20 protein-coding genes and 1 pseudogene are annotated in these 26,397 nt (G+C 65.5%); 9 read left to right on the forward strand and 12 right to left on the reverse strand.

Annotation, left to right across the window (positions count from 1 at the left end):
* Window positions 1-59: 59 nt before the first annotated feature.
* The 6 genes from rpmG to ACXYMR_RS07475 all read right to left on the reverse strand — a co-directional run bounded on the left by rpmG (window position 60) and on the right by ACXYMR_RS07475 (window position 8,648).
* The gene (rpmG, locus tag ACXYMR_RS07450) at window positions 60-227 is read right to left on the reverse strand and encodes a 50S ribosomal protein L33 (RefSeq protein WP_138510209.1); all 168 of its coding nucleotides are present in this window, start codon (window positions 225-227) and stop codon (window positions 60-62) included.
* 83 nt (window positions 228-310) lie between these two features.
* Complete coding sequence (locus ACXYMR_RS07455; protein WP_458942188.1) at window positions 311-1,489, reverse strand: MFS transporter; 1,179 nt, start codon at window positions 1,487-1,489, stop codon at window positions 311-313.
* 52 nt (window positions 1,490-1,541) lie between these two features.
* Window positions 1,542-2,222, reverse strand: coding sequence for an NUDIX hydrolase (locus tag ACXYMR_RS07460; RefSeq protein WP_458942189.1), 681 nt, complete (start codon window positions 2,220-2,222; stop codon window positions 1,542-1,544).
* Window positions 2,219-4,501 carry a ribonuclease R gene (gene rnr, locus ACXYMR_RS07465; RefSeq protein WP_458942190.1) on the reverse strand — a complete coding sequence of 761 codons (2,283 nt, stop codon included), beginning with the start codon at window positions 4,499-4,501 and terminating at the stop codon, window positions 2,219-2,221. The genes ACXYMR_RS07460 and rnr overlap by 4 nt, the downstream gene beginning before the upstream one ends.
* A gap of 4 nt (window positions 4,502-4,505) precedes the next feature.
* Window positions 4,506-7,148, reverse strand: coding sequence for a type I DNA topoisomerase (gene topA, locus ACXYMR_RS07470; protein ID WP_458942191.1), 2,643 nt, complete (start codon window positions 7,146-7,148; stop codon window positions 4,506-4,508).
* Between the two features lie 138 nt (window positions 7,149-7,286).
* Window positions 7,287-8,648, reverse strand: coding sequence for a D-alanyl-D-alanine carboxypeptidase family protein (locus ACXYMR_RS07475; RefSeq protein WP_458942192.1), 1,362 nt, complete (start codon window positions 8,646-8,648; stop codon window positions 7,287-7,289).
* A 159-nt stretch (window positions 8,649-8,807) separates the two neighbouring features.
* On the opposite strand from ACXYMR_RS07475, the gene ACXYMR_RS07480 reads away from it, so the two are divergent.
* The 7 genes from ACXYMR_RS07480 (at window position 8,808) to recQ (ending at window position 18,455) form a co-directional block, all read left to right on the forward strand.
* The gene (locus ACXYMR_RS07480) at window positions 8,808-9,494 is read left to right on the forward strand and encodes a phasin family protein (RefSeq protein ID WP_458942193.1); all 687 of its coding nucleotides are present in this window, start codon (window positions 8,808-8,810) and stop codon (window positions 9,492-9,494) included.
* A gap of 277 nt (window positions 9,495-9,771) precedes the next feature.
* The gene (gene clpS, locus ACXYMR_RS07485; RefSeq protein ID WP_458942195.1) at window positions 9,772-10,101 is read left to right on the forward strand and encodes an ATP-dependent Clp protease adapter ClpS; all 330 of its coding nucleotides are present in this window, start codon (window positions 9,772-9,774) and stop codon (window positions 10,099-10,101) included.
* 4 nt (window positions 10,102-10,105) lie between these two features.
* A complete protein-coding gene (gene clpA, locus ACXYMR_RS07490) occupies window positions 10,106-12,442 on the forward strand; it encodes an ATP-dependent Clp protease ATP-binding subunit ClpA (RefSeq protein ID WP_458942196.1) in 2,337 nt (778 codons plus the stop codon).
* A 126-nt stretch (window positions 12,443-12,568) separates the two neighbouring features.
* Window positions 12,569-14,101, forward strand: coding sequence for a L,D-transpeptidase family protein (locus tag ACXYMR_RS07495; protein ID WP_458942197.1), 1,533 nt, complete (start codon window positions 12,569-12,571; stop codon window positions 14,099-14,101).
* Entirely contained in the window at window positions 14,102-15,376 is a 1,275-nt protein-coding gene (locus ACXYMR_RS07500) for a D-Ala-D-Ala carboxypeptidase family metallohydrolase (RefSeq protein ID WP_458942198.1), read from the forward strand. It abuts the gene before it with no gap.
* Between the two features lie 122 nt (window positions 15,377-15,498).
* Window positions 15,499-16,575, forward strand: a complete 1,077-nt coding sequence (locus tag ACXYMR_RS07505; RefSeq protein WP_458942200.1) for a DUF2855 family protein — start codon at window positions 15,499-15,501, stop codon at window positions 16,573-16,575.
* A gap of 86 nt (window positions 16,576-16,661) precedes the next feature.
* The gene (gene recQ / locus ACXYMR_RS07510) at window positions 16,662-18,455 is read left to right on the forward strand and encodes a DNA helicase RecQ (RefSeq protein WP_458942201.1); all 1,794 of its coding nucleotides are present in this window, start codon (window positions 16,662-16,664) and stop codon (window positions 18,453-18,455) included.
* 35 nt (window positions 18,456-18,490) lie between these two features.
* Here the strand turns inward: recQ and ACXYMR_RS07515 are convergent, their stop codons facing one another.
* The gene (locus ACXYMR_RS07515; protein WP_458942202.1) at window positions 18,491-18,895 is read right to left on the reverse strand and encodes a hypothetical protein; all 405 of its coding nucleotides are present in this window, start codon (window positions 18,893-18,895) and stop codon (window positions 18,491-18,493) included.
* A 302-nt stretch (window positions 18,896-19,197) separates the two neighbouring features.
* Window positions 19,198-19,761 (reverse strand): hypothetical protein, encoded by a 564-nt coding sequence (locus tag ACXYMR_RS07520; RefSeq protein WP_458942204.1) that lies wholly within the window; start codon window positions 19,759-19,761, stop codon window positions 19,198-19,200.
* 94 nt (window positions 19,762-19,855) lie between these two features.
* Here ACXYMR_RS07520 and ACXYMR_RS07525 point away from each other — a divergent pair.
* Both ACXYMR_RS07525 and ACXYMR_RS07530 read left to right on the forward strand, forming a co-directional pair.
* Window positions 19,856-20,047, forward strand: a pseudogene (locus ACXYMR_RS07525) (HRDC domain-containing protein); the annotation flags it as partial.
* Window positions 20,048-20,108: 61 nt separating this feature from the next.
* Window positions 20,109-20,321, forward strand: a complete 213-nt coding sequence (locus ACXYMR_RS07530; RefSeq protein WP_458942205.1) for a hypothetical protein — start codon at window positions 20,109-20,111, stop codon at window positions 20,319-20,321.
* 16 nt (window positions 20,322-20,337) lie between these two features.
* On the opposite strand, the gene ACXYMR_RS07535 is transcribed toward ACXYMR_RS07530, so the two are convergent.
* The 4 genes from ACXYMR_RS07535 to ACXYMR_RS07550 form a co-directional block, all read right to left on the reverse strand.
* Complete coding sequence (locus ACXYMR_RS07535; RefSeq protein WP_458942206.1) at window positions 20,338-20,775, reverse strand: HIT family protein; 438 nt, start codon at window positions 20,773-20,775, stop codon at window positions 20,338-20,340.
* A gap of 75 nt (window positions 20,776-20,850) precedes the next feature.
* Window positions 20,851-22,026, reverse strand: coding sequence for a GNAT family N-acetyltransferase (locus ACXYMR_RS07540; protein WP_458942208.1), 1,176 nt, complete (start codon window positions 22,024-22,026; stop codon window positions 20,851-20,853).
* A gap of 8 nt (window positions 22,027-22,034) precedes the next feature.
* The gene (locus ACXYMR_RS07545) at window positions 22,035-23,372 is read right to left on the reverse strand and encodes a M48 family metalloprotease (protein WP_458942209.1); all 1,338 of its coding nucleotides are present in this window, start codon (window positions 23,370-23,372) and stop codon (window positions 22,035-22,037) included.
* Between the two features lie 109 nt (window positions 23,373-23,481).
* Window positions 23,482-26,250 (reverse strand): Rne/Rng family ribonuclease, encoded by a 2,769-nt coding sequence (locus ACXYMR_RS07550; protein WP_458942210.1) that lies wholly within the window; start codon window positions 26,248-26,250, stop codon window positions 23,482-23,484.
* Window positions 26,251-26,397: the final 147 nt, after the last annotated feature.

A 26,397-nucleotide genomic window follows, 5' to 3' on the forward strand; every position in this document is an offset into this window, starting at 1 on the left:
ATGGTCTAGCGCTCAAGTCCAAGCGGGGCGGTCGCAACCGTCCCGGACCCTTTCGGGCTTTACTTGATCTTGGCTTCCTTGAAATCGACGTGCTTGCGCGCGATCGGGTCGTACTTCTTGAGCACGAGCTTTTCGGTCATCGTGCGCGCATTTTTCTTGGTCACGTAGAAGTAACCGGTATCGGCCGTGGAGTTCAGGCGGATCTTGATGGTTGTCGGCTTCGCCATGGCTCAATTGTCCTGGTCAGTGTGCGCGCGAGGGCCCCATGCCGACGCGAGAGCGCGCGAACATACTGGCAAAGGGCGGCATGTCAACTGGGGCGGGCTGCGGTGAACTGCCTCGCCGCAACAATCATCACATAGGCCCCGGCGATTTCCGACAGCACCAGCAGCAGCCCCCAGGGTCCGAGCCGGTCCATGGCGTCGCCGGCGACCGGCGGGGCGAGGAAGGAGCCCAGGCCGTAGACGAAGATGAAGGCGGCATTGGCCGCTGCGATGCCGCCACCGGTGAAGCGTTCGCCGAGGAGGGACAGGCCGACCGTGTAGAGGCCGCTGGCGACGCCGGCCTGGACGAAAAGGATAGGCAGGAGAAGCAGGGCATTGGAGCCGGCCAGCGCGGTCAGGGCCGGGGTGATGGTGGCCACCACGGCGATCCACAGCAGCGTGGCCCGGCGATCGGTGCGGTCGGCGACCCAGCCGAGCGGAATCTGGAAGACCAGCGCGCCGGCCGCGACGGCGACTATGAGGCCGCCGATCATGCCCTGTCCGAGGCCGATACGGTCGCCATACACCGGCATCAGCGAGAAGATCAGCGTCTCCAGCGCTCCGAAGGCGAGGCCGGCGAGGATTGCCGCCGGGGCCGAGCGGGCGGCGCGCAGCATGGCACCGAATCCGGAGCTTGCGCGGTCGGGAGCGACGGCCTGCCGGGCCCGCAGGAACAGGATGGGCAAGGTTCCAGTGAGGAAGATCAGGCCGGCCAGGTAAAAGGCGGCGTCATTTTCCGCACCCATGGCCGCGAACAACAAGCCGCCGAGGCCGAAGCCGCCGGACAGGGCCGTGCCGTAAACGCCGAGCATCAGGGCCCGGCGTTGCGGCGTCACGACCTGGTTGATCCAGGTTTCCGAGACCACGAAGACCACGGTGATGGCGCAGCCCGAGGCAAAGCGCAGAATGAACCAGGCGGTGACATCCGGGAACAGGGGGAACAGGCAGAACAGGGCCGCCGTGATGGCCAGGCAGCTGGTCAGAAGCAGCCGTGCCGGCACGCGGTTGAGCAGGCGTGGAACCAGCGGCGCCATGACCAGGGTGGAGAAGGCGGCTGCGGCGCCATTGAGACCGACCGTGAGGCCAGAGCCGGTCATCATTTCCAGGCGCAGCGAGATCAGCGGCATGGACAGGCCGAACACGATGCCGCACACGGCCGCGCAGCTGATGGCGGCAATCAGGGCCTGGACGGAGCCGGGCAGGCGCGGAGAGGTGATCTCAGTCATGGCGCTGCTATAGCGCGCGTCAGGGGGCGCGTCGCGGGCGATCTTGCAGCGCTTACAGCGGTTCCACGATCATCTTGCCGTGCCGGGCCCGCATCCAGCGCGGCGCTTTGGGGGCGGGTGGCAGGACGCGCGCCAATTCGTCGAGCACGAAATGCGTGACCATGGGCAGGTCGAGTTCGCGTGTCGCGGCCAAGGGCACCCATTGCACGTCTTCCAGCTCGTCGCTGGGTTGCGGGTCGCGGTCGTCGAGCAGGGCCTCGGCCCCGGCGGTGAAGAACCAGGTGTCGAAACGGCGGCTGCGGCCGGGCGGTGTGACGGCCCGGGTGATCAGGCGCAGCGCCTCGGGATCGGGCAGGGCGCCGGCGGCGCGGAAAGGCGCCCAGTTGGGATGGCGGGCCTGGCATTGGCCGGGCCGGGCGATCAGCAGGCCGGTTTCCTCGGCGGTTTCGCGGATGGCGGCCAGGGCCGCGGCGCGGGCCCGGCGTTCGGGCAGGACGCGGCCCATGATGGAGCGCACCTCGCCGGGCAGTTCGGCGGCGCAGGGACCGGTATTGTCGGCCCGGTCAACCCGGCCGCCGGGGAACACATACTTGTTGGGCATGAAGACGTGGCGGGCCGAGCGGCGGCCCATCAGCACCTCGACTTCACTTTGGCTCTGCCGCGTCAGGATCAGGGAGGCGGCCAGGCGTGGTCGCAGATAGGGGTGTCTGGGTCGATGGCGTTCGTCGCTCACCGCCGCTTGCCTTTCTTCTTGCCCAGCTTGCCCTTGCCCTTCGGAGCGCCGCGCCGGACGCCGGGAGGCGGTCCGCCGCGCTTGCCGCGATGGCCTTTCGGCTTCGGGCCCTTCTCCGGCTGAGACAGGATGTCGAGCAGCAGGCCTCCGGTGACCGGCTGGGCTTCCTCGATACGGACCTTGACGGCCATACCGAGGCGATAGCGGTTGCCGGTGTCCTGGCCGATGATGGCATGGGCCTTCTCGTCGTGCTCGAAGCGCTCATTGCCCAGACGGCTGATCGGCACCAGGCCGTCGGCGCCGGTGGCTTCCAGGCGCACGAAGGCGCCGAAGCGGGTAACGCCGGTGATGCGGCCGTCGAATTCCTGGCCCACCTTGTCGGCGAGGAAGCGGGCGATGAAACGGTCGACCGCGTCGCGCTCGGCGGCCATGGCGCGGCGCTCGGCGGCAGTGATTTCCTCGGCGATAACCTGGAGCTTGCTGCGTTCCTCGTCGGTCTGGCCGTCATCACCCAGGCCGAGGGCCCGGATCAGCGCGCGGTGCACGGTCAGGTCGGCATAGCGACGGATCGGCGAGGTGAAATGACCATAGCGGTCGAGATTGAGCCCGAAATGGCCCTCATTGTCCGTATCGTAGACGGCCTGGGACTGGCTGCGCAGGACCACTTCATTGACCGTCTCGTAGTGCTCGGAGCCCTTCGCCTGCTTAAGCAAACGATTGAAGCGGCCGGTCCGGGCCGGCTCCCCCTTGGACCATTTCAAGCCCACCGAGGGCAGAAAATCGGCCAGCGAGTCGATCTTCTCCAGAGATGGCGGTTCGTGGACGCGGTAGATCAGCGGCGTGTTCTTCTGCTCCAGCGTCTCGGCGGCGCACACATTGGCCTGGATCATGAATTCTTCGATCAGCTTATGGGCATCGAAGCGTTCGCGGGTCTCCACGCCTGTGACCTCGCCCAGTTGATTGACTGTGACCTTGCGCTCCGGGCTGTCGATTTCCAGCGGTTCGCGGCGGGCGCGGGCCTTGCGGACTGCGGCGTAGGCGCCCCAGAGCGGGCGCAGGACCGGGTCGAGAAGTGCGTTGGCCTTGTCATTGCCGGTGCCGTCAATGGCGGCCTGGGCTTCGGTATAGGACAGTTTGGCGGCGGATTTCATCCAGCCGCGGATGAAGCGGTGGCTGCGCTTGTTGCCCTCGGCATCGAACACCATGCGTGCGGCCATGCAGGGGCGTTCCTCACCCTCGCGCAGGGAGCACAGATCATTGGACAGGCGTTCCGGCAGCATCGGCACGACACGGTCAGGCAGGTAGACCGAATTGCCGCGCTTGAAGGCGCCGCGGTCGAGCGGGCTGTCGGGTGTGACATAGGCGGCGACGTCGGCGATGGCGACGATGACGGTCCAGCCGCCCTTGTTCTTGGGATCGTTGTCCGGTTCGGCCCAGACGGCATCGTCATGGTCCCTGGCGTCGTCCGGGTCGATGGTGATCAGGGGCAGGCCGGTGAGGTCTTCGCGCCCGTCCTTGCTGGCCGGCGTCGCGTGATCGGCCTGGTCCTGTTCGGCGACAGAAAAACCGGTCGGAACTCCATGTGCGTACAGGGCGATCAGGCTGCCGGCGCCGGGACTGTCCCCATCGCCAATAACCTCGATGATCTCGGCCACCTTGAGGCCGTGCCGGCGCTCGCGGCTGAGCTGGCACAAAACAAGGTCGCCATCATTGGCCTTGTCTGCCTCCCCCTTGGCCGGGACCATTTCGTGGCGCGAGCGGCGATCCACCGGCAGCAGGCGGAAGGGGCCGGACTTGGGCTTGCGCAGGACGCACAGGATCTTGTGGGCACTCTGGCCGAGCTTCTTGATCAGACGCGCCTCGAAGCCACCTTCCTCGTCCGGTGACAAGCGCACCAAGGCCCGGTCTCCGACCCCCAGGGCGGGGGTGCCGCGCCCTCCGGCGCCTTCACCTGGGGCAAGGCGGATGAGCGGCTTGCACTTGCTCGGCTTGACCGGTTCGGCGAGCAATTCGCCGTCGGTGTCGCGGTCGCTGATCTGAACCACGAGGACGGAGGGCAGGGCGCCTCCGAGGCGGTAGCACTTGCGGTTGTCGCGTTCGATCGCGCCGGCATCCTCGAGATCGCGAAGAATGCGGTTCAGGTCGCGCTTGGCGTCGGTGCCCTTCAGTTTCAGGGCCCGCGCCAGTTCGCGCTTGGAAAACTCGCCTTCGCCGAGGCGGATGGCCTCGAGAACGGTCTCGCGAGTCAGTTCCGTCGGGGCGTCGGCGGGTGCGGCCATGGCGTCAGCTCTCTCCGCTGTCTTCGGCCGCCGCAGATGTCTTCTTGGCCGGAGCCTTCTTCTTGGCCGGCGCCTTCTTGGCTGCCGGCTTCTTGGCGGCTGGCTTCTTGGCCGCAGCCTTTTTCTTCGGGGCGGCCTTCTTCTTGGCTGCGGGCTTCTTCTTGCCACCCTTGGCGGCCTTGGCCTCGACCCATTCCATGGCCTGTTCCAGGGTCACGCTCTCCGGGTCGGTATCCTTGGGCAGGGTCGCGTTGATCTTCTCGTACTTCACGTAGGGACCATAGCGGCCGGACATGATGCGCACCGGCTTGCCGTCATGCTCGCCGAGATCCTTGAGGGCCGACGCGGAACTGCCCCGGCGCCCGCCATTGGCCTTCTTGTCGGCGATCACCGAGATGGCGCGGTTGAGGCCGATCTCGAACACCTCGTCGACCGACTGGAGATTGGCGTAGGTCTTGTCGTGGTGGACATAGGGACCGTAGCGGCCGATGGCGGCTGTGATCGGCTGGCCGTCTTCCGGGTGGTCGCCAATGGTGCGCGGCAGGTCGATCAGCTTGATCGCCTGTTCCGGCGTCAGCGTGGCGGCGTCCCAGCCTTTCGGGATGGAGGCGCGCTTGGGCTTGTCCTCGCCGTCGATCTGCATCTGCAGGTACCAGCCGAAACGACCGTTTTTAAGTTCCACATCCTTGCCCGTATCGGGATGGGTGACGATGACCCGGTCTTCCGGCACATCGCCGGCTTCCGTCGGGCTCATCTGGCGGGTGAACTTGCAGTCGGGGTGATTGGAGCAGCCCAGGAAGGCACCGAACTTGCCGAGTCGCAGCGACAGCGTGCCTTCCTTGCATGACGGACACTGGCGCGGGTCGCTGCCATCCTCCTTCTCCGGGAAGATGTGCGGCGCGAGGGCCTCGTTCAGGGCGTCAAGCACGTGGGTGATACGCAGCTCGCCGATGTCGTCGACGGCGGCGCGGAAATCGGTCCAGAAATCGCGCAGAAGCTGCTTCCAGTCGAGCTCGCCGGCTGACACCTTGTCCAGCTGGGTCTCCAGGCTGGCGGTGAAGTCGTACTCGACGTAGCGGGCGAAGAAATTCTCAAGGAAGGCGATGACGACGCGGCCCTTGTCGAGCGGATGGAAGCGGTTCTTCTCCATCTGCACGTAATCACGGTCGCGCAATACCTGCAGCGTCGAGGCATAGGTCGACGGGCGACCGATGCCGAGCTCTTCCATGCGCTTGACCAGCGAGGCTTCGGTGAAACGCGGCGGCGGCTGGGTGAAGTGCTGATCAGGATAGGTCTTGACCGCTTCGGCCGAGGCACCCTGGGTGACCTTGGGCAGGCGGCTTTCGCCTTCATCTTCCTCGTCGTCGCGGCCTTCCTGGTAGAGGGCCAGGAAACCGTCGAACAGCAGCACCGAGCCGACGGCCCGCAGACCGGTCTTGTTGTCGCCGCTGGTGATGTCGATGGTGGTGCGTTCGAAGCGGGCGCTTTCCATCTGGCTGGCCATGGCGCGGCGCCAGATCAGCTGGTAGAGGCGCGCCATGTCGTCATCCAGCGACATGTTCTGCGGCAGCCGCGAGAAACTGGTCGGGCGGATCGCCTCGTGGGCCTCCTGGGCGTTCTTGGCTTTGCTGGAATACACGCGCGGTGCGGACGGCACGTAGAGCTGGCCATGTTCCTTGCCGATGACATCACGGGCCTGGTTGATCGCCTCCGGCACCATGGAGACACCGTCGGTACGCATGTAGGTGATGAGACCGGTGGTCTCGCCGCCGATGGTGACGCCCTCATAGAGCTTCTGCGCCGTCTGCATCGTGCGGGTGGCGGAGAAGCCGAGCTTGCGTGCGGCTTCCTGCTGCAGGGTCGAGGTGGTGAAGGGCGGCGGCGGGTTGCGGCGGGCCGGCTTGGCCTCGACGCCGGAAATCGTCAGTGACGCGCTCTCGATGGCGGCCACCGCGGCGTTGGCCGAGGCGCGGTCCTTGATCGACAGCTTCTGCAGTTTCTTGCCGTCCAGCGAGACCAGCTTGGCACGGAACGCGTCAGAGCCGACCTTGAGATCGGCATCGACCGTCCAGTACTCCTCGGAACGAAACTTCTCGATGTCCAGTTCGCGATCGCAGATCAGGCGCAGGGCGACGGACTGGACGCGACCGGCCGAGCGCGAGCCGGGCAGTTTGCGCCACAGCACCGGCGACAGGGTGAAACCGACCAGATAGTCGAGCGCGCGGCGTGCCAGATAGGCGTTGACCAGCTCCATGTCGACGGCGCGCGGGTGCTTCATCGCTTCCTGGACGGCCTGCTTGGTGATGGCGTTGAAGGCCACGCGCTCGATGGTGACGTCCTTGAGCACGCGGCGCTTCTGGAGCGCCTCGAGCAAGTGCCAGGAAATTGCCTCGCCCTCGCGATCCGGGTCAGTGGCCAGGATCAGGCGGTCGGCATCGCGCACCGCGTCGGCGATCGCCTTGACGCGCTTGGCCGAGGCCGTGTCGACCTCCCAGGCCATGGCGAAATCCTCGTCCGGCTTGACCGAGCCGTCCTTGGCCGGCAGGTCGCGGACATGACCGAAACTCGCCAGGACGGTGAAGTCCGATCCGAGATACTTGTTGATGGTTTTGGCCTTGGCCGGGGATTCTACGACAACAACATTCATCGGGGCGGGTTTCCAGACAGGCGGACAGGACGGCCATGCTTCGGCCATGGCGCGCGAAAGTGTTCGAGCGACAAGACTGTGTCAACCGAGCGGCGGTTTCCAGTACCCGGCGCAGGCAGAAGCTGTGGGAGGGGTGTGTCAGGCGTCCGGAGCGACGGTGAAGCAGGCCTCGTTGCGACCGAGCAGGGTCCGGCAGGCGGCGACCGCCTCGGCCTCGGTGAGGGCCTCGAACCGGGCTCGCCACAGGCGCGAGCCGCCGAGCTCGACAGCGCGGGCTGCCGGCTGGGCCTCGCGGGGGGCGAGGGCATTGGCGGCGATCAGGGCGAGACGGTCATGAGCGGCCTCGGCACTGTTATAAGCGCCGACCTGGATGGCCCAGGCGCCGCGCAGGAGGCGCGGGGCAGCAGCCGGTTCCGGTGCGGATTCCGTGGCCACACGCGCACGGGGTTCGGCGGGCGGCAGGCGGTCGAGGGTCGCGGTTTCCACGGCGGCGGTCGGCAGGCTGCGGCGCGGCATGTTGTCGGTATCGGTCAGCACGATGCGCACAGGCGGGGCTTCCTGCGACGAACCCATTTCGGTCGGATCTGCCAGATCCAAGGCGGCGATGTCCTGGGCGATCAGGGCTTGCTGGCGCACCGGGTTGATGCGCGGCGAGGACAGGGCGGCAAACAGGCGGGTGTCCTCACGCTGTTCGAGCGTGGCAAAGGCGGCTTCCAGCAATTCCTCGGCATGGGCGTCGCGGGCAGAGGAGGAGGGGCCGCCCATGACCACAGTGACCAGGCGGTGATCGCCGCGGGTGGCGGAGACCACGACATTGAAGCCGGACGCGCGGATATAGCCGGTCTTCAGGCCGTCAACGCCCTCGACCCGGCCGACCAGCGAATTGTGATTGCGGTAGGTGCGACCATTCCAGCGAAAGCGCTCTTCCTGGAAGTAGGAAAAGTACTGGGGAAAGTCCCGATGCAGCGAAATGCCGAGACGGGCCATGTCGCGCGCCGTGGTGTGCTGTTCGCTGTCGGGCAGGCCGGAGGCATTGCGGAACACCGTATTGACCATGCCGAGTTCGGCGGCGCGGGCAGTCATGGCCTCTGCGAAGGCGCTCTCGGTGCCGGCGAGGTGTTCGCCGACGGCGACCGCGACATCATTGGCGCTCTTGACCACGAGGGCCCGAATGGCGTTCTCCACGCTGATTGTCCCCCCGGGCGCAATGCCGAGGCGCGAGGGGACCGCATTGGCTGCAGTTCGGGAGATGGTGATGTCATCGCTGAGGCTGGTTTCACCCGCCTCGATGGCCTCGAACAGCATGTATAGCGTCATCATCTTGGTCAGTGAGGCGGGATAGCGTTCATCCTCGGAGCGTCGCGAGTGCAGCACGAGGCCGGTATTCTGGTCGACGACAAAGGCGGCGTAGCGCTCATTCGCGGCGGCGGGTGAGGAGACCAGCGCGCTCGAGAGCGTCAACGCGATCAGGGCGAGGCAGGAACGGACAAGCTGTGACATGCGCGATACCCTGCAGGGGCAGGCGTTTCCAGCTCGTTAAGGACGATTGATCATTTATCCTAAAAATTGTGCGGCGCACAAATTTTCTCTTGACGGCGGGGCAGGCAATCCCTACTTATGCTGCACCTGCGAAAAGCAGGCGCAACAAATGTGGATGCCATGAGCACCGAAACGAAACAGTCAGTTGATGCGATCCCGACCGGCGACGCCGAAACGTCCGCCAAGAGCGCCAAGCCGACCGCTGCGGCAAAGACCGTGACACCGGCCAAGTCTGCGAGCGTGGCCAAGACCAAGGCGGATGGTCAGGCGAGTGCGAAGACCCGCACCGCGACCGCGAAGAAAGCCAAGGCCAGCCGTTCGAAAACGGCCGGCAAGAAGAAATCCGCTGCCAAGCCAGCCCCGGCCGCAGCCAAAACCGGAAACAAGACCATGAATGACACCATCGAGAACATGACCGCCGCCAGCAATGACGCGCTGAAGGACGGTTTCGAGAAAACCCTGAAGTCGGTCACCGAAGTGTCCAACTTCCAGAAGCAGAATGTCGACGCCGTCATCGAGAGCGCGACCCTGGCCGCCAAGGGCATGGAAACGGTGAACGCCAATTCCGTCGCCTACGCCAAGACGCTGATGGAAGACGGCGTGAACGCCGGGAAGGCCATTGCCTCGGCCAAGTCGGTCCAGGACATTTACGAGATCCAGGCCGGTTTCGCCAAGACGGCGATGGACCAGTACCTGGCCGAGCTGAACAAGACGTCCGAGCTGGTTGCCGACACCTTCAAGACGGCGCTGAAGCCGATCAATGACCGTGTCACGGCGACCGTGGACATGGCCCAAAGCCAGCGCTGATCCGACTTCAGAATACCTCCCCACTGGGCCCGGTGACCTCACCGGGCCCTATTTTTTTGTCTGTTCACCAGGGCGTCGGGGGGCCGGTTGGATCCATTCGCAAGCCTGCCCGTTTCGCCTGGTGAGGCGACGCGCCACCGCGAATCGGGGAGGAAAGGACGGCGAAGGCATGGTATCGTTGCAACTGTCCGGGGATGACAGGTCCAGGCCTTTTCCCGGGCGCTCTCGATTCCTATGTCCACCAACGTGCCCAGCATGGTTAAAGCAAGATTATAATATGACCGAACGAAATCAGGAAGATGCTGGCGTAGAAGAAGAATCCGGCGTGGCCACGAAGACGCGGCCGGCGACGAAGAAACCTTCGCTTTACCGTGTTCTGCTACTAAATGACGACTACACGCCGATGGAGTTTGTGGTCGAGGTCCTGGTCAGGATTTTCCGCAAGTCCCCCGAAGATGCAGCGACCATCATGTTGCATGTTCACCAGAACGGGGTCGGAATGTGCGGCGTGTACACATACGAGGTTGCCGAAACAAAGGTAGCCCAGGTCATGGACGCTGCACGGCGGGCCCAACACCCGCTCCAGTGCACAATGGAAAAGGAATAAAGTGGTGCCCTCATTCTCCTCAGATCTGGAAGACAGCCTGCACCGCGCCTTGGGTTACGCCAATGAGCGTGGGCACGAATTCGCCACCCTGGAACACCTTCTCCTCGCACTCGTCGATGACCAGGACAGTTCCGCGGTCATGAAGGCCTGCGACGTCGATCTGGACGAATTGCGGGCCACCCTGACCGAGTATGTGGATAACGAGCTCACCGAGCTGGCCGTTGACGATGACGAGGACGCCAAGCCGACAGCGGGTTTCCAGCGGGTCATCCAGCGTGCCGTCATCCATGTCCAGAATGCCGGGCGCGAAGAGGTGACGGGGGCCAATGTTCTGGTGGCGCTGTTCGCCGAGCGCGAGAGCCACGCCGCCTACTTCCTCGCCGAGCGCGACATGACGCGCTACGACGCCGTCAATTTCATCTCGCACGGTATCGGCCGCAAGCCGGGTGCGTCCGAAGAACGCGCCGTGAGTGGCACGGAAACCAAGGAAGAGGCGCCCAAGGATGGTGACGCGCTCACGGCCTACACGGTCAATCTCAACGAGAAGGCCAAGCAGGGCGGGGTCGATCCGCTGATCGGGCGCGACAGCGAAGTCGACCGCTGCATCCAGGTGCTGGCCCGTCGCCGCAAGAACAATCCGCTTCTGGTCGGTGACCCGGGCGTCGGCAAGACGGCGATTGCCGAGGGCATCGCGCGCCGGATCGTCGAGAACCAGGTGCCGGACGTGTTGGCCAATGCCACGATCTACTCGCTGGACATGGGCTCGCTGCTGGCCGGGACGCGCTATCGCGGTGATTTCGAGGAACGCATCAAGCAGGTCGTCAAGGAACTCGACGAGAAGGACGATGCCGTCCTGTTCATCGACGAAATCCACACCGTGATTGGTGCCGGCGCCACGTCGGGCGGGGCCATGGACGCCTCCAACCTGCTGAAGCCGGCGCTGCAGTCGGGCGGCCTGCGCTGCATGGGTTCGACGACCTACAAGGAATATCGCCAGCACTTCGAGAAGGACCGGGCCCTGGCGCGGCGCTTCCAGAAGATCGACGTGGCCGAGCCGTCCGTGCCGGACGCGATCAAGATCCTGCAGGGCCTCAAGTCCTATTTCGAGGACTTTCACGATGTCCGCTTCACCAATGAGGCACTGAAATCGGCGGTCGAGCTGTCATCCCGCTACATGGGTGACCGCAAGCTGCCGGACAAGGCGATCGACGTGATCGACGAGGCCGGTGCCCAGATGCGCCTGATGCCGGTGTCCAAGCGCAAGAAGACGATCGGCGTCAAGGAAGTCGAGGCGGTGGTCTCCACCATGGCCCGCATCCCGCCGAAGACGGTCTCGAAGGATGACGAGCAGTCGCTCAAGAACCTGTCGAACGACCTGCAGCGCGTGGTGTTCGGCCAGGACGATGCGATCGAGAAGCTGTCGACGGCGATCAAGCTGTCACGGGCCGGCCTGCGCGAGCCCAACAAGCCGATCGGCTGCTACCTGTTCTCCGGCCCCACCGGCGTCGGCAAGACAGAGGTGACCAAGCAGTTGGCCGACATCATGGGCGTGGAATTGCTGCGCTTTGACATGTCGGAATACATGGAACGCCACGCGGTCTCGCGCCTGATCGGTGCCCCTCCGGGCTATGTCGGCTACGACCAGGGCGGTCTGCTGACCGACAGTGTCGACCAGCATCCGCACTCCGTTCTGCTGCTCGACGAGATCGAGAAGGCGCATCCGGACCTGTTCAACATCCTCCTGCAGGTGATGGACAATGGCACGCTGACCGACTCGAACGGCAAGAAGGTGGACTTCCGCAATGTCATCTTGGTGATGACGACCAATGCGGGCGCCGCCGACGCAGCCAAGGAAGCCATCGGTTTCGGCCGCGGCAAGAAGGTCGACGAGGCGGAAAAGGCCGTGGAACGCATGTTCACGCCGGAATTCCGCAACCGCCTCGACGCCGTCATCCCGTTCGCCCCGCTGTCGACCGAGTCGATCAGCCGCGTGGTCGAGAAATTCGTGCTGCAGCTGGAAGCCCAGCTCATTGATCGCGGCGTGACCTTCGAGCTGACTCCGGATGCCACCGCCTGGCTGGCGGAGCGGGGCTATGACAGCCGCTTCGGCGCCCGTCCGCTGGCCCGCGTCATCCAGGAGCACATCAAGAAGCCCCTGGCCGACCAGATCCTGTTTGGCGAGCTCAAGAAGGGTGGCCTGGTCAAGGTCGATGTCGACGAAGCCGATGGCGAGCGCCTCGACTTCCACGTCACCCCGGGCGACCGGCTCCTGCCCCGCAATGCCAAGGATGGCAAGGGCGGCAAGGATGGAAAGAAGAAGGGCAAGAAGGAAGAGGTCTAAGACCTCGATCCTGGCTTACAAGGAAAACGGCGCCCCTCGGGGCGCCGTTTTTTGTGGCCGGGCTGGCCAGCCTTGGCGGCGCGCATTAGCCTGTTGGCCAAGTCAGTCACCTAGGCATCGCCCAACATGCTGTTCAATATAATTTTTTCTGTTTCCCTTCTGGCCGGGGCAGGCGCCGCGGAGGTGGACGACACGTGCCGTGCCTGCGATGCGACGGGGCGATACTACAGCGCCGCGCAAGCCGAGCGGGCCTGGACCGGGCCGGAGAATACGCAACGTTATGCCGACCTTCTGGGGGCGCTGGAAGAGGCCGCGAGGCACGGTCTGGATCCGGCAGACTATCATCTTGCGGCCCTGCAGTCGGCCCGTCCCGAGGCGGGTGGCCTGGCCCTCGACCGGCTGGCAACAGATGCCTATCTGACCCTCGCCGACCACCTTCTGACCGGGCGTCTTGACGCCACCAGCATCGAGCCTGACTGGAGCGCTGCTCCGACCGACCGTGACCTGGTGGCCTACATGAGCAATGCGCTGGTCATTGGCGATATCGCCGGCAGCCTGCGCGCTCTGGCGCCCCAGCAACCGGGCTATCTCGCGCTGCAGGAGGCTCTGGCATTCTACACAGCCATCGACGCGCAGGGCGGCTGGCCGCAGATCAGTCCCGGCGATACCCTGCGCCCCGGCGACCGCGACCCCCGGGTTTCCGAGCTGCGCGCGCGGCTGGCCGCGACATGGGATGTCGAGGCTGAAAGCGCCGACCCGGAATTCTATGATTCCGCACTCGCCGATGCGGTCCAGGCCTTCCAGTATCGGGCCAATCTGGAGGCCGATGCGGCGGTCGGGCGTTTGACGCTCCATCAGCTCAATATCAGCGCTGCCCAGCGCGTCGATCAGATCCGGGCCAATCTGGAGCGCTGGCGCTGGTTGCCGGACCACTTGGGAGAGCGCCATATCCGCGTCAACATAGCGGACTTCCGTCTGGAGGCCCGTCAGGACGGAGTGGTCGAGCAGACCCACAAGGTGATCGTCGGGCGCCAATACCGGCGCACTCCGGTATTTTCCGGACGGATGAGCTATCTGGTGATCAATCCGTGGTGGGAGACCCCGCCGAGCCTTGCCGTGCGCGACAAGCTGCCCCTGTTCCGCAGCGATCCGGGTGCGGTTGACCGGCTCGGCTTTCAGGTTCTGGACCGGTCCGGCAACGTGGTGGACCCCGCGACCATTGACTGGTCCACCGTGCCGTCGAGCAATTTTCCCTATCGACTGCGCCAGGCGCCGGGCCCGCTGAACGCCCTCGGCGAGATCAAGTTCATGTTTCCCAACCGGCACAACGTCTATCTGCACGACACCCCGACGCGGGGCCTGTTCGCGCGGAACCGGCGGGACTTTTCCTCCGGCTGCGTACGTGTCGAAGATCCGCTGGCCCTGGCGGACTGGGTGATCGCGGGGACGCCGGGCTGGGACGCGGAGCGCGTCAGGGCCGTGGCGGAGGGATCGACGGAAACGCGCGTGACGCTGGCGCAGACGATCCCGGTGCACATCCTCTACTGGACGGTGGTTCCGGACGAACTGAGTGGTGTGCGGTTCGTCGATGACCTATATTCAAGGGACGGGGCCCTGATTGCGGCGCTGGAGGCGTCGCCCCCCACGGAGATCAACTGAGTGCTGTTAATCTGGACGCGTGCCGTATTCGGCCTGCTGCTCACGGCAGGGCTCGGCATGTTTGTGCTTGTCGGCACAGTGTTCTTCCCGGCTGGCGGGGGGACGGCTGCGGAGGCAAGTGCGCTGGTGGCCGCGGAGCCAGAGCCGACGGCGCTGGCGTCCGTGCTCGAGACCGCTGCCGATAATCGAGAGCAGACCGAAGCTGATCCGGTCGATGTCATGCCCGACGCCGGCACGGCCGCGCCGCCGGAGCTGGTGCCGGAGCCGACCCCGAGTTTGGCGGACCTGGCAGAGGCTGATGTGGTTCCCCGTCCGGCGCCCGAGCGACCGGCACCCCGGGCACCGCTGCGGTCCGGAAACGGGGAAACCGCGAGTGTTTCGGCTTTTCAAGCTCCCAGGCCCAACCGGACCCGAGCCGGGTTCCGGCTGGTGCTGCCAGACGGGCTGGAGACCGATCTCGCCCTGTTCACCCTGTTCGCCCGGCCGGGCGAAGCGATGGTCCTGGCGGCTTCCCGAGCCGTCTCCTGGCAAGACGAGGCGGGTCGGATTCTGGCGCGCGGAACGCGTCATACCCTGCAGGCTGACGCCCAGCCCGGGATCCAGCGGGTATCGCTGGTGGCCGACGGTGCGGACCGGATCGACGTCAATATCGTCATCATGGAGCCATTGTCCGCCCAGTCGACGGTCCGGGAGGACGGCTATGTGCTGGGGCGCTACCCGGCCGAGCCTTTCCAGGGGCGGAGCAATTATCGCGCCCCCACCCACGCCGTTGGCGTGTCTGAAGAACTGGCCTCCTTGCCGGTCTCGCCCAACTTCACGCTGGGCCAGTTCCTGTGCAAGCAGGACGGGCCAGGCCAGCCGATCATTGTCCTGAGCCCGCGCCTTCTGGCCAAGCTGGAAACCATACTGGAAGCGGCCAATGCGCGGGGCTGGCGAGCCGATACCCTGACGGTGATGAGCGGCTATCGCACCCCGGCCTACAATGCCTCGCTCGGCAATGGAGCGAACTCGCGCCATATCTATGGCGGTGCGGCCGACATCTTCATCGATCATGACGGCGACGGACAGATGGACGATCTCAATGGCGACGGTGTGGTCGACCGTGCCGACGCTGCTGCGCTCTATGACCTGGTGGAGACGCTTACCGCCGGTCCACAACTGGCTGCGCTGGAAGGCGGTTTGGGCGAGTATGACGCCAACGCCTATCACGGTCCCTTCGTGCATGTGGATGAACGCGGCTACCGGGCCCGGTGGGGGCGGCCACGGCAGGGCTGAGACGGACAGCGCTGTCCCCGCGGCAACTGAAACATGCCTTCCCCGTGTTTGCCGAGGGTATTGCTTGAGCAGGCGGAACATTGGAGCCTGTTCAGCAAGAGAGCTAGCGAGGAATACCGATCATGACATGGGCCCTCTCCATTGACCGCAAACAGATCGGCGATGCGCGCCTGGTCGAGGAAACATCGCGGCCGCTTCGGCCGGGTGAGGCGCGCCTGGCGATCCGGCGCTTCGCTCTCACGGCCAACAACATCACGTATGCGGCCTTTGGCGAGGCGATGCGGTACTGGGATTTCTTTCCCGGTTATGACGGGCGAGGGCGCTTGCCGGTCTGGGGTTTCGCAGAGGTAGCGGAAAGCCGCTGCGACGGTCTGGATCCCGGCGAGCGGATCTACGGTTACTTCCCGGCCGCCGAAGAGCTGGTGGTGCGGCCCGAGCGCATTGATAAAGCCAGTTTCGTCGACGCCACCGCGCACCGGGCAGAGCTGCCGCCGGCCTATAACCGCTATGTGCGCTGCGCCGGCGATGCGAGCTGGTCGACGGCCCGCGAGGCGGCGCAGATGGTGTTGCAGCCCCTGTTCATCACATCCTTCCTGATCGCCCATTTCCTACGCGAGGAGAAAGCGTTTGGAGCCGAGATCATCAGCCTCACTTCGGCGTCGTCCAAGACTGCCCTTGCGCTCGCCTGGCTGCTGAAGGCGGACCCGGTCGACGGGACGAGGGTGCAGGCGCTGACCTCGCCGGGCAGCCGGGATTTCGTCGAAGGGCTTGGGCTTTATGACGAGGTCGTGCTCTACGGGAGCGTCGAACAGCTGCCGGTGGAGCCAAGCTATACGCTGGTCGACTTTGCCGGCGACGGGGCGGTCAACACGGCGCTGCACACGCGGCTCGCCGACCGCCTGCAGGCCAATGTGCGGGTCGGCGGTGCGCACTGGGAAAACAGTGCCCCGGTGTCCGGACTTCCGGGACCGAAACCGCAGTTCTTCTTCGCCCCGGATCACGTGCGCACCCGCATCAAGGAATGGGGGCAGGCGGAGTTCGAGGCGCGTTACCGGTCTGCCTGGGATGGATTCGTAGAGGCTGCAGACGGCTTCTTGGACTATGCCGAACACGAAGGCGGAGCCGGTACACTTGATGTCTACGGGGCGCTGTTGCGCGGTGACGTGCCAGCCCGGCGTGCTGAGACGATCCGCGTCTAGCTGGCCCGTATCTTTCCGGGAGGAGCTGCGCCGCGTGTGCAGTATCACGGGTGCGTTCGGCGGAGCGGGGCGATAGTTTCCTCGTCATGTCCCGCGCCCGCGCTCTCCTCGCCGACACGTTCGGCTTCCCTGATTTCCGGCCCGGCCAGGAAGACATCGTCGACCACATCCTGGAGGGCCGCGACACGCTGTGCGTGATGCCCACGGGGGCGGGCAAGTCGATCTGCTACCAGGTGCCGGCCATCCTGCTGGACGGCCTCGCCGTCATCATCTCGCCGCTGACCGCGCTGATGGACGACCAGGTGGCGGCGCTCAACGCCAACGGGGTGGCCGCCGTGGCCATCCATTCCGGACGCGGCCGGGAGGCCAATGTGGCCGACTGGCGACGCGTGCAGGCCGGCGAGGTGGGTCTGGTCTACCTGTCGCCGGAACGCCTGATGACGGCCCGCATGCTGTCAGCGCTGGAGGCCCTGGAGCCGGCCCTGTTCGTGGTCGACGAGGCGCATTGCATATCCAAGTGGGGCGCCAGTTTCCGGCCGGAATACGAACAGCTGGCGCAATTGCGGCCGCGCTTCCCCGAAGCGCGCCTGGCCGCCTTCACCGCGACCGCCGACGCGGCGACCCGGCGCGACATCGCCGACAAGCTGTTCGGCGGCGGCGGCGAGATCGTGGTGCACGGCTTTGACCGGCCCAACCTGTCCTTGGCCGTGACGCCGAAGACCAGCGGCAAGGCGCAATTGCTAGACTATCTGGATAGCCGCCGCGGCGTCTCGGGAATCGTCTATTGCCTGTCCCGCAAGTCGACCGAGGAGATCGCGGCGGCCCTGTCGGCGGAAGGCTATCGGGCGCTGCCCTATCATGCCGGCCTCGACGCTGAAGTCCGGCGCGAGAACCAGGAAATCTTCATGGCCGAGCCAGAAGTGGTGATGGTGGCCACGATCGCCTTCGGCATGGGCATCGACAAGCCTGACATACGCTACGTCGTGCACCTCAACATGCCCGGCTCGATGGAAGCCTATTACCAGGAGATCGGCCGCGCCGGCCGCGACGGGGCGGCGGCCGAGGCGATGATGCTGTACGGCCTCCAGGACGCCCGCATGCGGCGCCAGTTCATCGACCAAGACGGGGCGGAGGACGACCACAAGCGGCGCGAGCACAAGCGGCTCGACACGCTGCTGGCCTATTGCGAGGCGACGACGTGCCGGCGCCTCGTGCTGCTGGAGTATTTCGGCGAGAGCGGCGGTGAGCCGTGCGGCAATTGCGACATATGCCTCGATCCGCCCAAGCTGATCGACGGCACGCGCGAGGCGCAGATGGTGCTGTCGGCCGTGGCGCGCACCGGGCAGGCTTTCGGCACGGCGCACATCATCGATGTGGTGCGCGGGGCCGACACCGAGAAGATACGCGCGCGCGGGCATGACAGCCTGCCGACCTTCGGCGTCGGCGCGGATCGTCCCAAGCCGTTTTGGCAGGGCCTCGTCCGCCAGCTGGTCGCCGGAGGCCACCTGGTGATCGACATCGAGGGCTATGGCGGGCTCAAGCTGAGCGAGCGTGGCATGGACCTGCTGAAGGGCAAGGCCGAGCTGCGCATGCGGGAGATCCAGGCCAAGCGCTCGGGGGCCAGGAAGGTGAAGCGTGCCGAGTCCATGGCGTCCGCGGATCTGGATCCGGAACTGATGGGCCGTCTCAAGGCACTCCGCCGTGAGCTGGCGTCACATCGCAATGTGCCCGCCTATGTGATCTTCTCGGACGCGACCCTGGCCGACATGGCACAGATGCGCCCGGAAAGTCTCGAGCAGATGGCCTTGGTCAACGGTGTGGGCCCGAAAAAACTAGCCGATTTCGGGGATGCCTTTCTTGCCCTTCTGCAACAAGATTGAATGCCGTACGGGACGCCTGCCACGGCGTGACACCGTCAATGCGGGGACGAAGCCTGCTCGGCCTGTAGCGCGGCCTCGATGTCCCGTAACTGCTCGTCGGTGAGCGAAACACCGTCTCGTCGGGCTTCTTCCCGGATCTGGCGAAGCCGCTCCTCAACATAGGGCGTCGTCGGACCGAGCCTGGCCGGCGGCGGGGCGGCAACCTCGTGGTTTTCGGTAATGGTCAGTCGCGTCTGAACATTCAAGTTCACCTCGGTTACACCGACCCAGATATCGTAGCTGCCGGACATGGCGGCCGGGATAGTCAGGTGGGCCGTTCCACAAGACGCGTCGCCATCAGGCGTCTGGACCCGAAGGATCAGACGGTAGTCGTCCAGCTGAAAGTGAAGGGGAGCGCCGCCTGCGGAATAGTTCAGGCGCAAGTCGGGTGTCGGGAACATAATTCCCCCGCACCATGGTAGCGGTCGCCCATCCCCTGACCCGGCCGTGACGGTGGTCCTGTAGGTCCCGAACCCGTGCTCTAGGGGGACAGGCTCCTGTGGGTGATGCAATGGGGGCCGAGCGGCATCTGGACCCGGCGCCTGTTGCGCGCCGGCCCACCCCTGACATGCCAGCATAGAGGACACCACGACCGCGAGAATTCTGTGCATAGACTTGCCCTCCATTTGTGCACACCGAGCCCAAGGAGAAAGAACTAGTAGCGCCATATCCGATTGCTTTACACATTTCGGCGGAAACATGTTCAGTGTGGCGTTTGGGCCTGAAGGGCCCGCAGCAGCGCTTCAGTCTCCCGGGCTTCCTGCTCCATGGCCCGCGGGTCGATGGTTTCCGGCACGATCAGCTCAGTGACCAACACCTCTGCGCCGCCGGCCAATAGGGACTGGAATTGAGGCTCTGCGACAATCCAGATCTGGTGGTCTCCGGGCATCGCTTCGCTGAGGCTGACAACGTCTGCCCCACACGCAAAACGACCGTCAGGGAAACGAACCATGAGCACCAAGGAATCCCATTCGCGGGGGTCCCAGCTGGCGCCGAGGCGCAGCAACCTGAAGCCGAGGATCGCGTCCGATCCGTTGTAGGTCAGATGCACCGGAGCAGGAGTAGCAAAGCCTCTGCAAGCCTGTTCCGAAGCAATGGCTTGATCGCGGAACTGCAACGAGAATCTGGTCGGGATGTGGAATCGTGTCTCCCGGAAACCGCGATCAAGTGACACCTGCTGGGGGGAGGCGGTGGTGCCCTGCGCCTCGCTGCCTCCGACCAGTCCCAGGATCGAAATCGCCAGCGCAATAGTAAGTGCCCGTAACATGTCGTGCCCCCCGTTTTCGTTCAAGCAAGGAGAGTAAAGTGGCCCTACCAATTTAGCTAGTTTTTCCAGACCGGATCTCGGCGCGCGGCTCAAGGGGCTGCGCCGGGACCTCGCCGCCGGGCGCCGGGTGCCGGCCCACATCGTGTTCTCCGACGCGACGCTGATCGAGATGGTGCTAATACGGCCCGCGACACTCGAGGAGATGGGCGTGGTGACCGGCCTCGTTCCGAAGATGCTGGAGACCTATGGTCCGGCCTTTCTGGAAATTTTTACCCAGCCGGCGTGATCGGGCTCACACGCAGCTCTGCGAGAGCTCGGCATGGTTGTATCTACAGAGGGGGATATCCATGACACGTCGTGAAATGCGCACACTGACCGCCGATCTGCCGGCCGATCTGGTGCGGAGGACCGCCCGCTTTGTCCAGCGCGAAGGCGGGCTCGGCAATGTCATGGAGCAGGCTCTGGAAATGTGGCTCGACCGTGAGGAGTCGCGCGAGGCGCAGACACGCATCCGGATCGAGAAGATCGCCGCCGCCCGCCACCACTCACAAACGTCCTAGGGCGACCTCAACGCGTTCACGGTGTCTCGATCTGCGCCGAAATGCGCTTTGCCAGTTCGGCGAGCGCTTCGGGATCCGCTTGCCCGCCTGCATGACGTCCCAGCTCCTCGCCATCGCGGCGCGGGATGATGTGGAAATGGACGTGGAAGATGGTCTGTCCGGCGGGGGAGCCATTGAACTGGGTGACCACCAGGCCATCCGGCTGCAGCGCCTTGCGCACGGCGCGGGCCAGCCGCTTGACCCGGACCATGGCGGCCTGCAGGGCGCCGTCGGTCATCTCGAGAAGATTGCGCGCCGGCTCGCGCGGGATCACCAGGACATGGCCGGGCGCCTGCGGGTAAAGGTCCATGATGGCCAGCACCTGTTCGTCCTCATAGACCTTCACGCACGGGATTTCGCCGCGCAGGATCTTGGCCAGGATGTTGTCGGGGTCATAGCTGCCGTTGAGGCTCATGGCGGGCTCCAGAAGGACGAATGCAGGGACGTGCTTGCCTAGCGCGGCCTCGCCGGAGCGTCCAGTGGGGCCGGGTCAGCCGGCTCCCTTTCGAAACGGGCTTTCCGCGTCGAGCAAGACGATTTCCGCTTCCACCGCATCGCGTTCATGAGCGAGATAATCGCCGACCGCGTCGCGAAAGCCCGGATCGACAAGCCAGTGCGCCGAGTGGACCGCTTCGGGCCGGTAGCCGCGGGCCAGCTTGTGCTCGCCCTGGGCGCCGGCCTCGACGCGCGCCAGGCCGTGCTCGATCGCGTAGTCGACGGCCTGATGGTAGCACAGCTCGAAATGCAGTCCGGGATGGGGCTCAAGACAGCCCCAGTAGCGGCCGTAGAGCGCTTCGGAACCGATCAGGTTGAGGGCCGCGGCGACATAGTGGCCGTCGCGACGGGCCATGACCATGAGGACGCGATCGGCCATGCGCTGGTGCAGCAGGTCGAAGAAGTCGCGACTGAGATAGGGCCGGCCCCATTTGCGGGCGCCGGTGTCCTGGTAACAGGCAAAAAAGACATCCCAGTGCATGGGTGTCAGGGCGGCGCCGCTGATCCGCTCGATCAGGAGGCCGGCCTGCGCCCCGGCCCGCTCCTTGCGCAGGGCCTTGCGCTTGCGCGAACTCAGGTCGGCAAGGAAATCGTCGTAGGTCGCGTAGCCGCGATTGTGCCAGACGAACTGGCGGTCGACACGGGCCAGCAAGCCTGAAGCGGCGAGGTCTTGTCGATCAGCCTTGTCGGGAAAATTGACGTGCCAGCCGGAGAGGCCCCATTGCCTTGCCGTCTGCATCGCGGCGTCGACCAGCGCCGAGCGGACGGCAGCGTCGGTGCTCAGGATGCGGCGACCGGTGACCGGGGTGAAGGGGATGGCTGTCAGGAGCTTTGGATAATATTGGCCGCCGGCGCGCTGGTAGGCCTCGGCCCAGGCGTGGTCGAACACGTATTCGCCCATGGAATGCGTCTTGGCATAGAGGGGGAGAGCGCCGCGCAGGGTGCCCGTTTCATCCTCGGCGAGGAGGTGGCGGGGATACCAGCCGGTTTCCTCGCTGACGCATGCTGAGGCCTCGAGGGCCTCGAGAAAGTCCCAGCTCACGAAGGGGTCGAAGGCGGCGCCGGGAGGATTGGCGATGCTGTCCCAGGCCTCCCGGGACACGGCCCGCAGGCTTTCGGTTACGCGCAGGGTGAGCTTGCGGTCGCGGACGGGCGGTTCCGACGATGCCACGCGGCGTCCTAGCGGCGGCGCCGGCGTTCCGGCTCGACCACGGCCTCGATTTCGGTGGCGCGGATCCAGCCGGGCGAGCCGGGCTCGAGATTGGGCCGGGCCCGCATGGCAAACTCGCGGGCGCGCTGTTCGTCGCCGACCGCATAGGCCGCTTCGGCGATGGCGAGCTGGGCCAGAGGCGTGTTGCCATTGCGCTGATGCACGATGGAGAGCTGGTACCAGGCGAAGGAATTGTCCGGTTCGATATCGAGGGCCACCTGCAGGTGTTCGGCCGCTTCCGCGGTCATCTCCGGCTCGTCCGCGGCGATCAGGGCGATGGCCAGGTTGACGCGGAGCAAGGGGGCGGTCGGCATGATCTCGACCGAACGCCGGTGTGGCTCGATGGCTTCGTCCGGGTGTCCGCTCTCGAACAGCATCTGGCCGTGCAGCTCGTGGAAATAGGGATTGTCCGGCTCTTCCGCGATCAGGCTTTCAATCTCGCTGACCGCGCGCTCGAGGCGGGCGTCGTGATAATAGGCCACGGCGCGGGCATAGCGTGCCGGCAGCGAGGTATCGCTCTCGGGGTAGCGATAGAAGACGAATTCCGGCTCGACCAGGAAGCCGTAGATCTTGGCCTGGATGCGTTGCAGGTAGGCGAGGTCCTCGGCGCTGTCCGTGGTCTCGGCATGGGGCGAGGCGGCGGCACTGTTGCGCAGCGAGGCGATACGGTCCGACGACAGCGGGTGCGAGCGGAAATACGGGAAGCGTCGCGCATTGGACATCACTTCCTGGTAGCGGAAGCGTTCGAAGAACTGGACCAGGCCGTTGGCCGAATGCCCCGATCGCTCGAGAAACTGCAGGGCGGCCTGGTCGGCGCGCGCTTCCTGCTGGCGGCTGTAGGTGAGGTAGGACAGGGCACCGAACTGCTGGCTTGAAGCCATCAGCGCCCCGGCGGCACCGCCTTCACCGGCGAGGGCGGCAAGCACGCCGAGGCCGAGGCTGACGAAGACCGGGGCCCGGGCTTCCGCCATGGCGTCGCTGGAGCGGGCCAGGTGGGCACCGGAGATGTGCCCCGTTTCGTGGGCGATTACACCCATCAGCTGATTGGGGGTTTGCGCCTCGACGATGATACCGGTGTGCAGGAAGATATTCTGCCCGCCGGTGACGAAGGCGTTGAGCTCGGGATCGGCGACCAGGTAAAGGTCGACATCGGACGGGGTGAGTCCGGCGGAGACCAGGATCGGGTCGGTATAGCCGCGTAGCACCGCTTCGATCTCGGTATCCCGAATCAGGGATTGGGCCAGGGCCAGGGACGGCGCGGTCAGCGCGATCACGCCGGCCGTCATAATCGCTTTCAGGACGGACATCCCGCCTCCCACTACTGCGCCCCCGCACACTGATGATAACAGCCCGTCCCGATTGAACCAGTCTGCATGTCGCGGGGGCGGGCCACCCGGAGATGACCCGCCCGCACGATCAATTGCCAAACAGGCCGGTGCGGTTCCACCAACCACGGCGTTTGGACTTGCCATCATCGCTCTCCTTTGTGTCGGAGGCAGGGGCAGACTGCGGCTGTTCAGCGGCAGGCTTGTCCTCGGCCGGCTTGGTGTCGGCGGTGGTATCGGAGGCCGCCGCCGGCTCAGCCTTCTTGCGCGGCTTGCGCGCGGCCGGCTTCTTGGCCTTGGCCGCAGGCTCGGCTTCCGCCTCGTCCTTGGCCGGCCCCCCCGACGCTGCCGCGTCGTCAGGCTTGGCCGCAGCAGGCTCGGCCTTCTTGCGCCGGGTTCGCGGCTTGGGCTTGGGCTTGTCTTCAGCTTCCGCTTTCACCTCTTCAGCCGTGGCGGCCGTTTCGATGGCTGCGGTGTCCGCGGCCGCATCGCTGGCCTTCTTGCGCGGACGACGGGTACGGCGCTTCGGCTTGTCGTCGCCCTCGGCATCGCCGTCCGGCGCCTCGGGCTTGGCGTCGTCTGCTTTCGCCGTGTCGGCACGGTTGTCCTCGGCCGCAGGTGTCTGAGCCTCGCTGTCGGCGCTCTTGCGGCGACGCGGCGCGCGCTTGCGCTTGGGCTTCTCGTCCGTTGCCGGCTGGCTAACCTCGGTTTCCGCCTTGGCGTCGGTCTTGTCATCGGCCTTGGCCTCGGCCGGCTTGGCGTCAGACACATCGGCCTCGGTCGCCTTGTCTTCGCTGCCCTGCGCAGTGTCCTCGGACAGGCTCTCACCGGTTTCATTGCCGCCCTCGGTGCGGCGACGGCCGCGGCCGCCCCGGCGTCCCCGGCGACGGCGGCGGCGCGGCTGATCTTCGCCGTCCTCGCTGTCGCGGCGGGCCTGTCGGCGCGGTTCGCCCTCTTCATCATCATCGGACTCGCCGTCAACATTGACGATTTCCATCGGGGTCGGGGCGTCATCGCCACCGCGCCGCCGCCAACGGCGCCTGCTGCGGCGGCCACCGCCACTGTCCTGGCTGTCGCTGTCGGCTTCCGCCTCCGGCTCGTCCTCCAGCTCGTCCGGCTCGTCGATCTCGATTTCCTCGATCGATTCGACCGACAGCGGAGCCACCGGCGGTTCTTCGCCCGGGGCCCGGCTTTCCAGCGCATCAATGCTGTATTCCGGCGTCAGGATACTGTCATCGGCGCCGACCTGGATCGACATGTGGAAGCGTTGTTCGACGGCGAGCAAATGGTCACGCTTCTCGTTGAGGAGATACAACGCCACGGAGGTGGGCACGGAGATCTTGACCCGCTTGGCCTTGCCGCGCGTGCCTTCCTTTTCCAGACCGCGCAGGGCGACCAGGGCGCTCGACTCGGCGGACCGCACATGACCGGTGCCCTGACAGGTCGGGCAGGTCGTGGTCGAACCTTCCAGAATCGAGGTGCGGCGGCGCTGGCGGGAGATTTCCATCAGCCCGAATTGCGAGATGCGGCCAACCTGCAGACGGGCCCGGTCGCGCTTGAGCACGTCCTTCATCTTCTTCTCGACAGCCCGGTTGTTCTTGGACTCGTCCATGTCGATGAAGTCGATGACGATGAGGCCGGCCAGATCGCGCAGGCGCATCTGGCGGGCTGCCTCGGCGGCGGCCTCGAGATTGGTCTTGAGGGCGGTCGCCTCGATATTGCGTTCCTTGGTCGAGCGACCGGAGTTGACGTCGATGGAGACCAGGGCTTCGGTCGGGTTGATTACCAGATATCCGCCCGACTTGAGCGGGGCGACGGGCGAGTAGATCGCCTCGAGCTGGCTTTCGACCTGGTGGCGCAGGTAGAGCGGTGTCGGCTCCTTGTAATGCTGGACCTTCTTGGAATGGCTCGGCATCAGCATGCGCATGAAGGCCTTGGCCTCCTTGTACGCTTCCTCGCCTTCCACCAGGACCCCGTCGATCTCCTTGTCATAGAGGTCGCGTATGGCCCGCTTGACCAGATTGCCCTCCTCGTAGATCAGGGTCGGCGCGACCGATTTCAGGGTCAGCTCGCGGATATTGGACCACAGGCGCAGCAGATAGTCGGCATCGCGCTTGATCTCGGTCTTGGTGCGGCTGGCACCGGCGGTGCGGATGATCAGGCCGACGCCCTTGGGCAGGTCGAGCTCGGAGACCACGGACTTCAGGCGCTTGCGGTCTGAGGCATTGGCGATCTTGCGCGAAATGCCACCCCCGCGCGGTGTATTGGGCATCAGCACGCAATACCGGCCGGCCAGCGACAGATAGGTGGTCAGTGCCGCGCCCTTATTGCCGCGCTCTTCCTTGGCGACCTGGACCAGCAGGACCTGACGGCGCTTGATGACTTCCTGGATCTTGTACTTGCGGAAGAGCTGGCGCCGCTTGCGGGCAGCCTGGGCGTCATCGACGTCTTCCTCGTCGCTGTCATCGCCGATGGTCTCTGGCGATTCGGCATCACCGTCCTCGGAGGCCTCCGGCTCGGGAGCCGCCTCGGTATCCGAATCGTCTTCGGTGTCCTCGGCATCGGCCTCGACGGCGCTGGCCTCTTCCTCGGCCAGGGCGACGCGATCCTCATACGGGATCTGGTAATAGTCGGGATGGATCTCGTTGAAGGCGAGGAAACCGTGGCGATTACCGCCATACTCGATGAAGGCGGCCTGGAGCGACGGCTCTACGCGCGTGACCTTGGCGAGGTAGATGTTTCCGCGGATGGGGCGACGTGCGGCCGCCTCGAAATCGAAATCCTCAACTTTGGTTCCGTCGACAACGACGACGCGGGTCTCTTCCGGATGACCCGCATCGATCAGCATTTTCTTTGACATAAAAAGTCTCTCCTGCGCGCGCCTGAACGCTCGACCTGCCAACGAGGGCAGGGAGGGGCGGCAAAGGCGGCGGGGGTGCCACGCTCCGGAGGCGCGGTGTTGTCGATCGACAAGTCATCGGCGCTCCTCGCATTGGCAGCTACCATG

This window comes from Maricaulis sp. CAU 1757 (assembly GCF_054482675.1).

Excerpts from the sequence above, each read along its gene's own strand:
- rpmG (WP_138510209.1), bottom strand. The coding sequence starts at position 227 with ATGGCGAAGCCGACAACCATCAAGATCCGCCTGAACTCCACGGCCGAT.
- ACXYMR_RS07455 (WP_458942188.1), bottom strand. The coding sequence starts at position 1,489 with ATGACTGAGATCACCTCTCCGCGCCTGCCCGGCTCCGTCCAGGCCCTG.
- rnr (WP_458942190.1), bottom strand. The coding sequence starts at position 4,501 with ATGGCCGCACCCGCCGACGCCCCGACGGAACTGACTCGCGAGACCGTT.
- topA (WP_458942191.1), bottom strand. The coding sequence starts at position 7,148 with ATGAATGTTGTTGTCGTAGAATCCCCGGCCAAGGCCAAAACCATCAAC.
- ACXYMR_RS07475 (WP_458942192.1), bottom strand. The coding sequence starts at position 8,648 with ATGTCACAGCTTGTCCGTTCCTGCCTCGCCCTGATCGCGTTGACGCTC.
- ACXYMR_RS07480 (WP_458942193.1), top strand. The coding sequence starts at position 8,808 with ATGAGCACCGAAACGAAACAGTCAGTTGATGCGATCCCGACCGGCGAC.
- clpS (WP_458942195.1), top strand. The coding sequence starts at position 9,772 with ATGACCGAACGAAATCAGGAAGATGCTGGCGTAGAAGAAGAATCCGGC.
- ACXYMR_RS07495 (WP_458942197.1), top strand. The coding sequence starts at position 12,569 with ATGCTGTTCAATATAATTTTTTCTGTTTCCCTTCTGGCCGGGGCAGGC.
- ACXYMR_RS07505 (WP_458942200.1), top strand. The coding sequence starts at position 15,499 with ATGACATGGGCCCTCTCCATTGACCGCAAACAGATCGGCGATGCGCGC.
- recQ (WP_458942201.1), top strand. The coding sequence starts at position 16,662 with ATGTCCCGCGCCCGCGCTCTCCTCGCCGACACGTTCGGCTTCCCTGAT.
- ACXYMR_RS07515 (WP_458942202.1), bottom strand. The coding sequence starts at position 18,895 with ATGTTCCCGACACCCGACTTGCGCCTGAACTATTCCGCAGGCGGCGCT.
- ACXYMR_RS07520 (WP_458942204.1), bottom strand. The coding sequence starts at position 19,761 with ATGTTACGGGCACTTACTATTGCGCTGGCGATTTCGATCCTGGGACTG.
- ACXYMR_RS07530 (WP_458942205.1), top strand. The coding sequence starts at position 20,109 with ATGACACGTCGTGAAATGCGCACACTGACCGCCGATCTGCCGGCCGAT.
- ACXYMR_RS07535 (WP_458942206.1), bottom strand. The coding sequence starts at position 20,775 with ATGAGCCTCAACGGCAGCTATGACCCCGACAACATCCTGGCCAAGATC.
- ACXYMR_RS07545 (WP_458942209.1), bottom strand. The coding sequence starts at position 23,372 with ATGTCCGTCCTGAAAGCGATTATGACGGCCGGCGTGATCGCGCTGACC.
- ACXYMR_RS07550 (WP_458942210.1), bottom strand. The coding sequence starts at position 26,250 with ATGTCAAAGAAAATGCTGATCGATGCGGGTCATCCGGAAGAGACCCGC.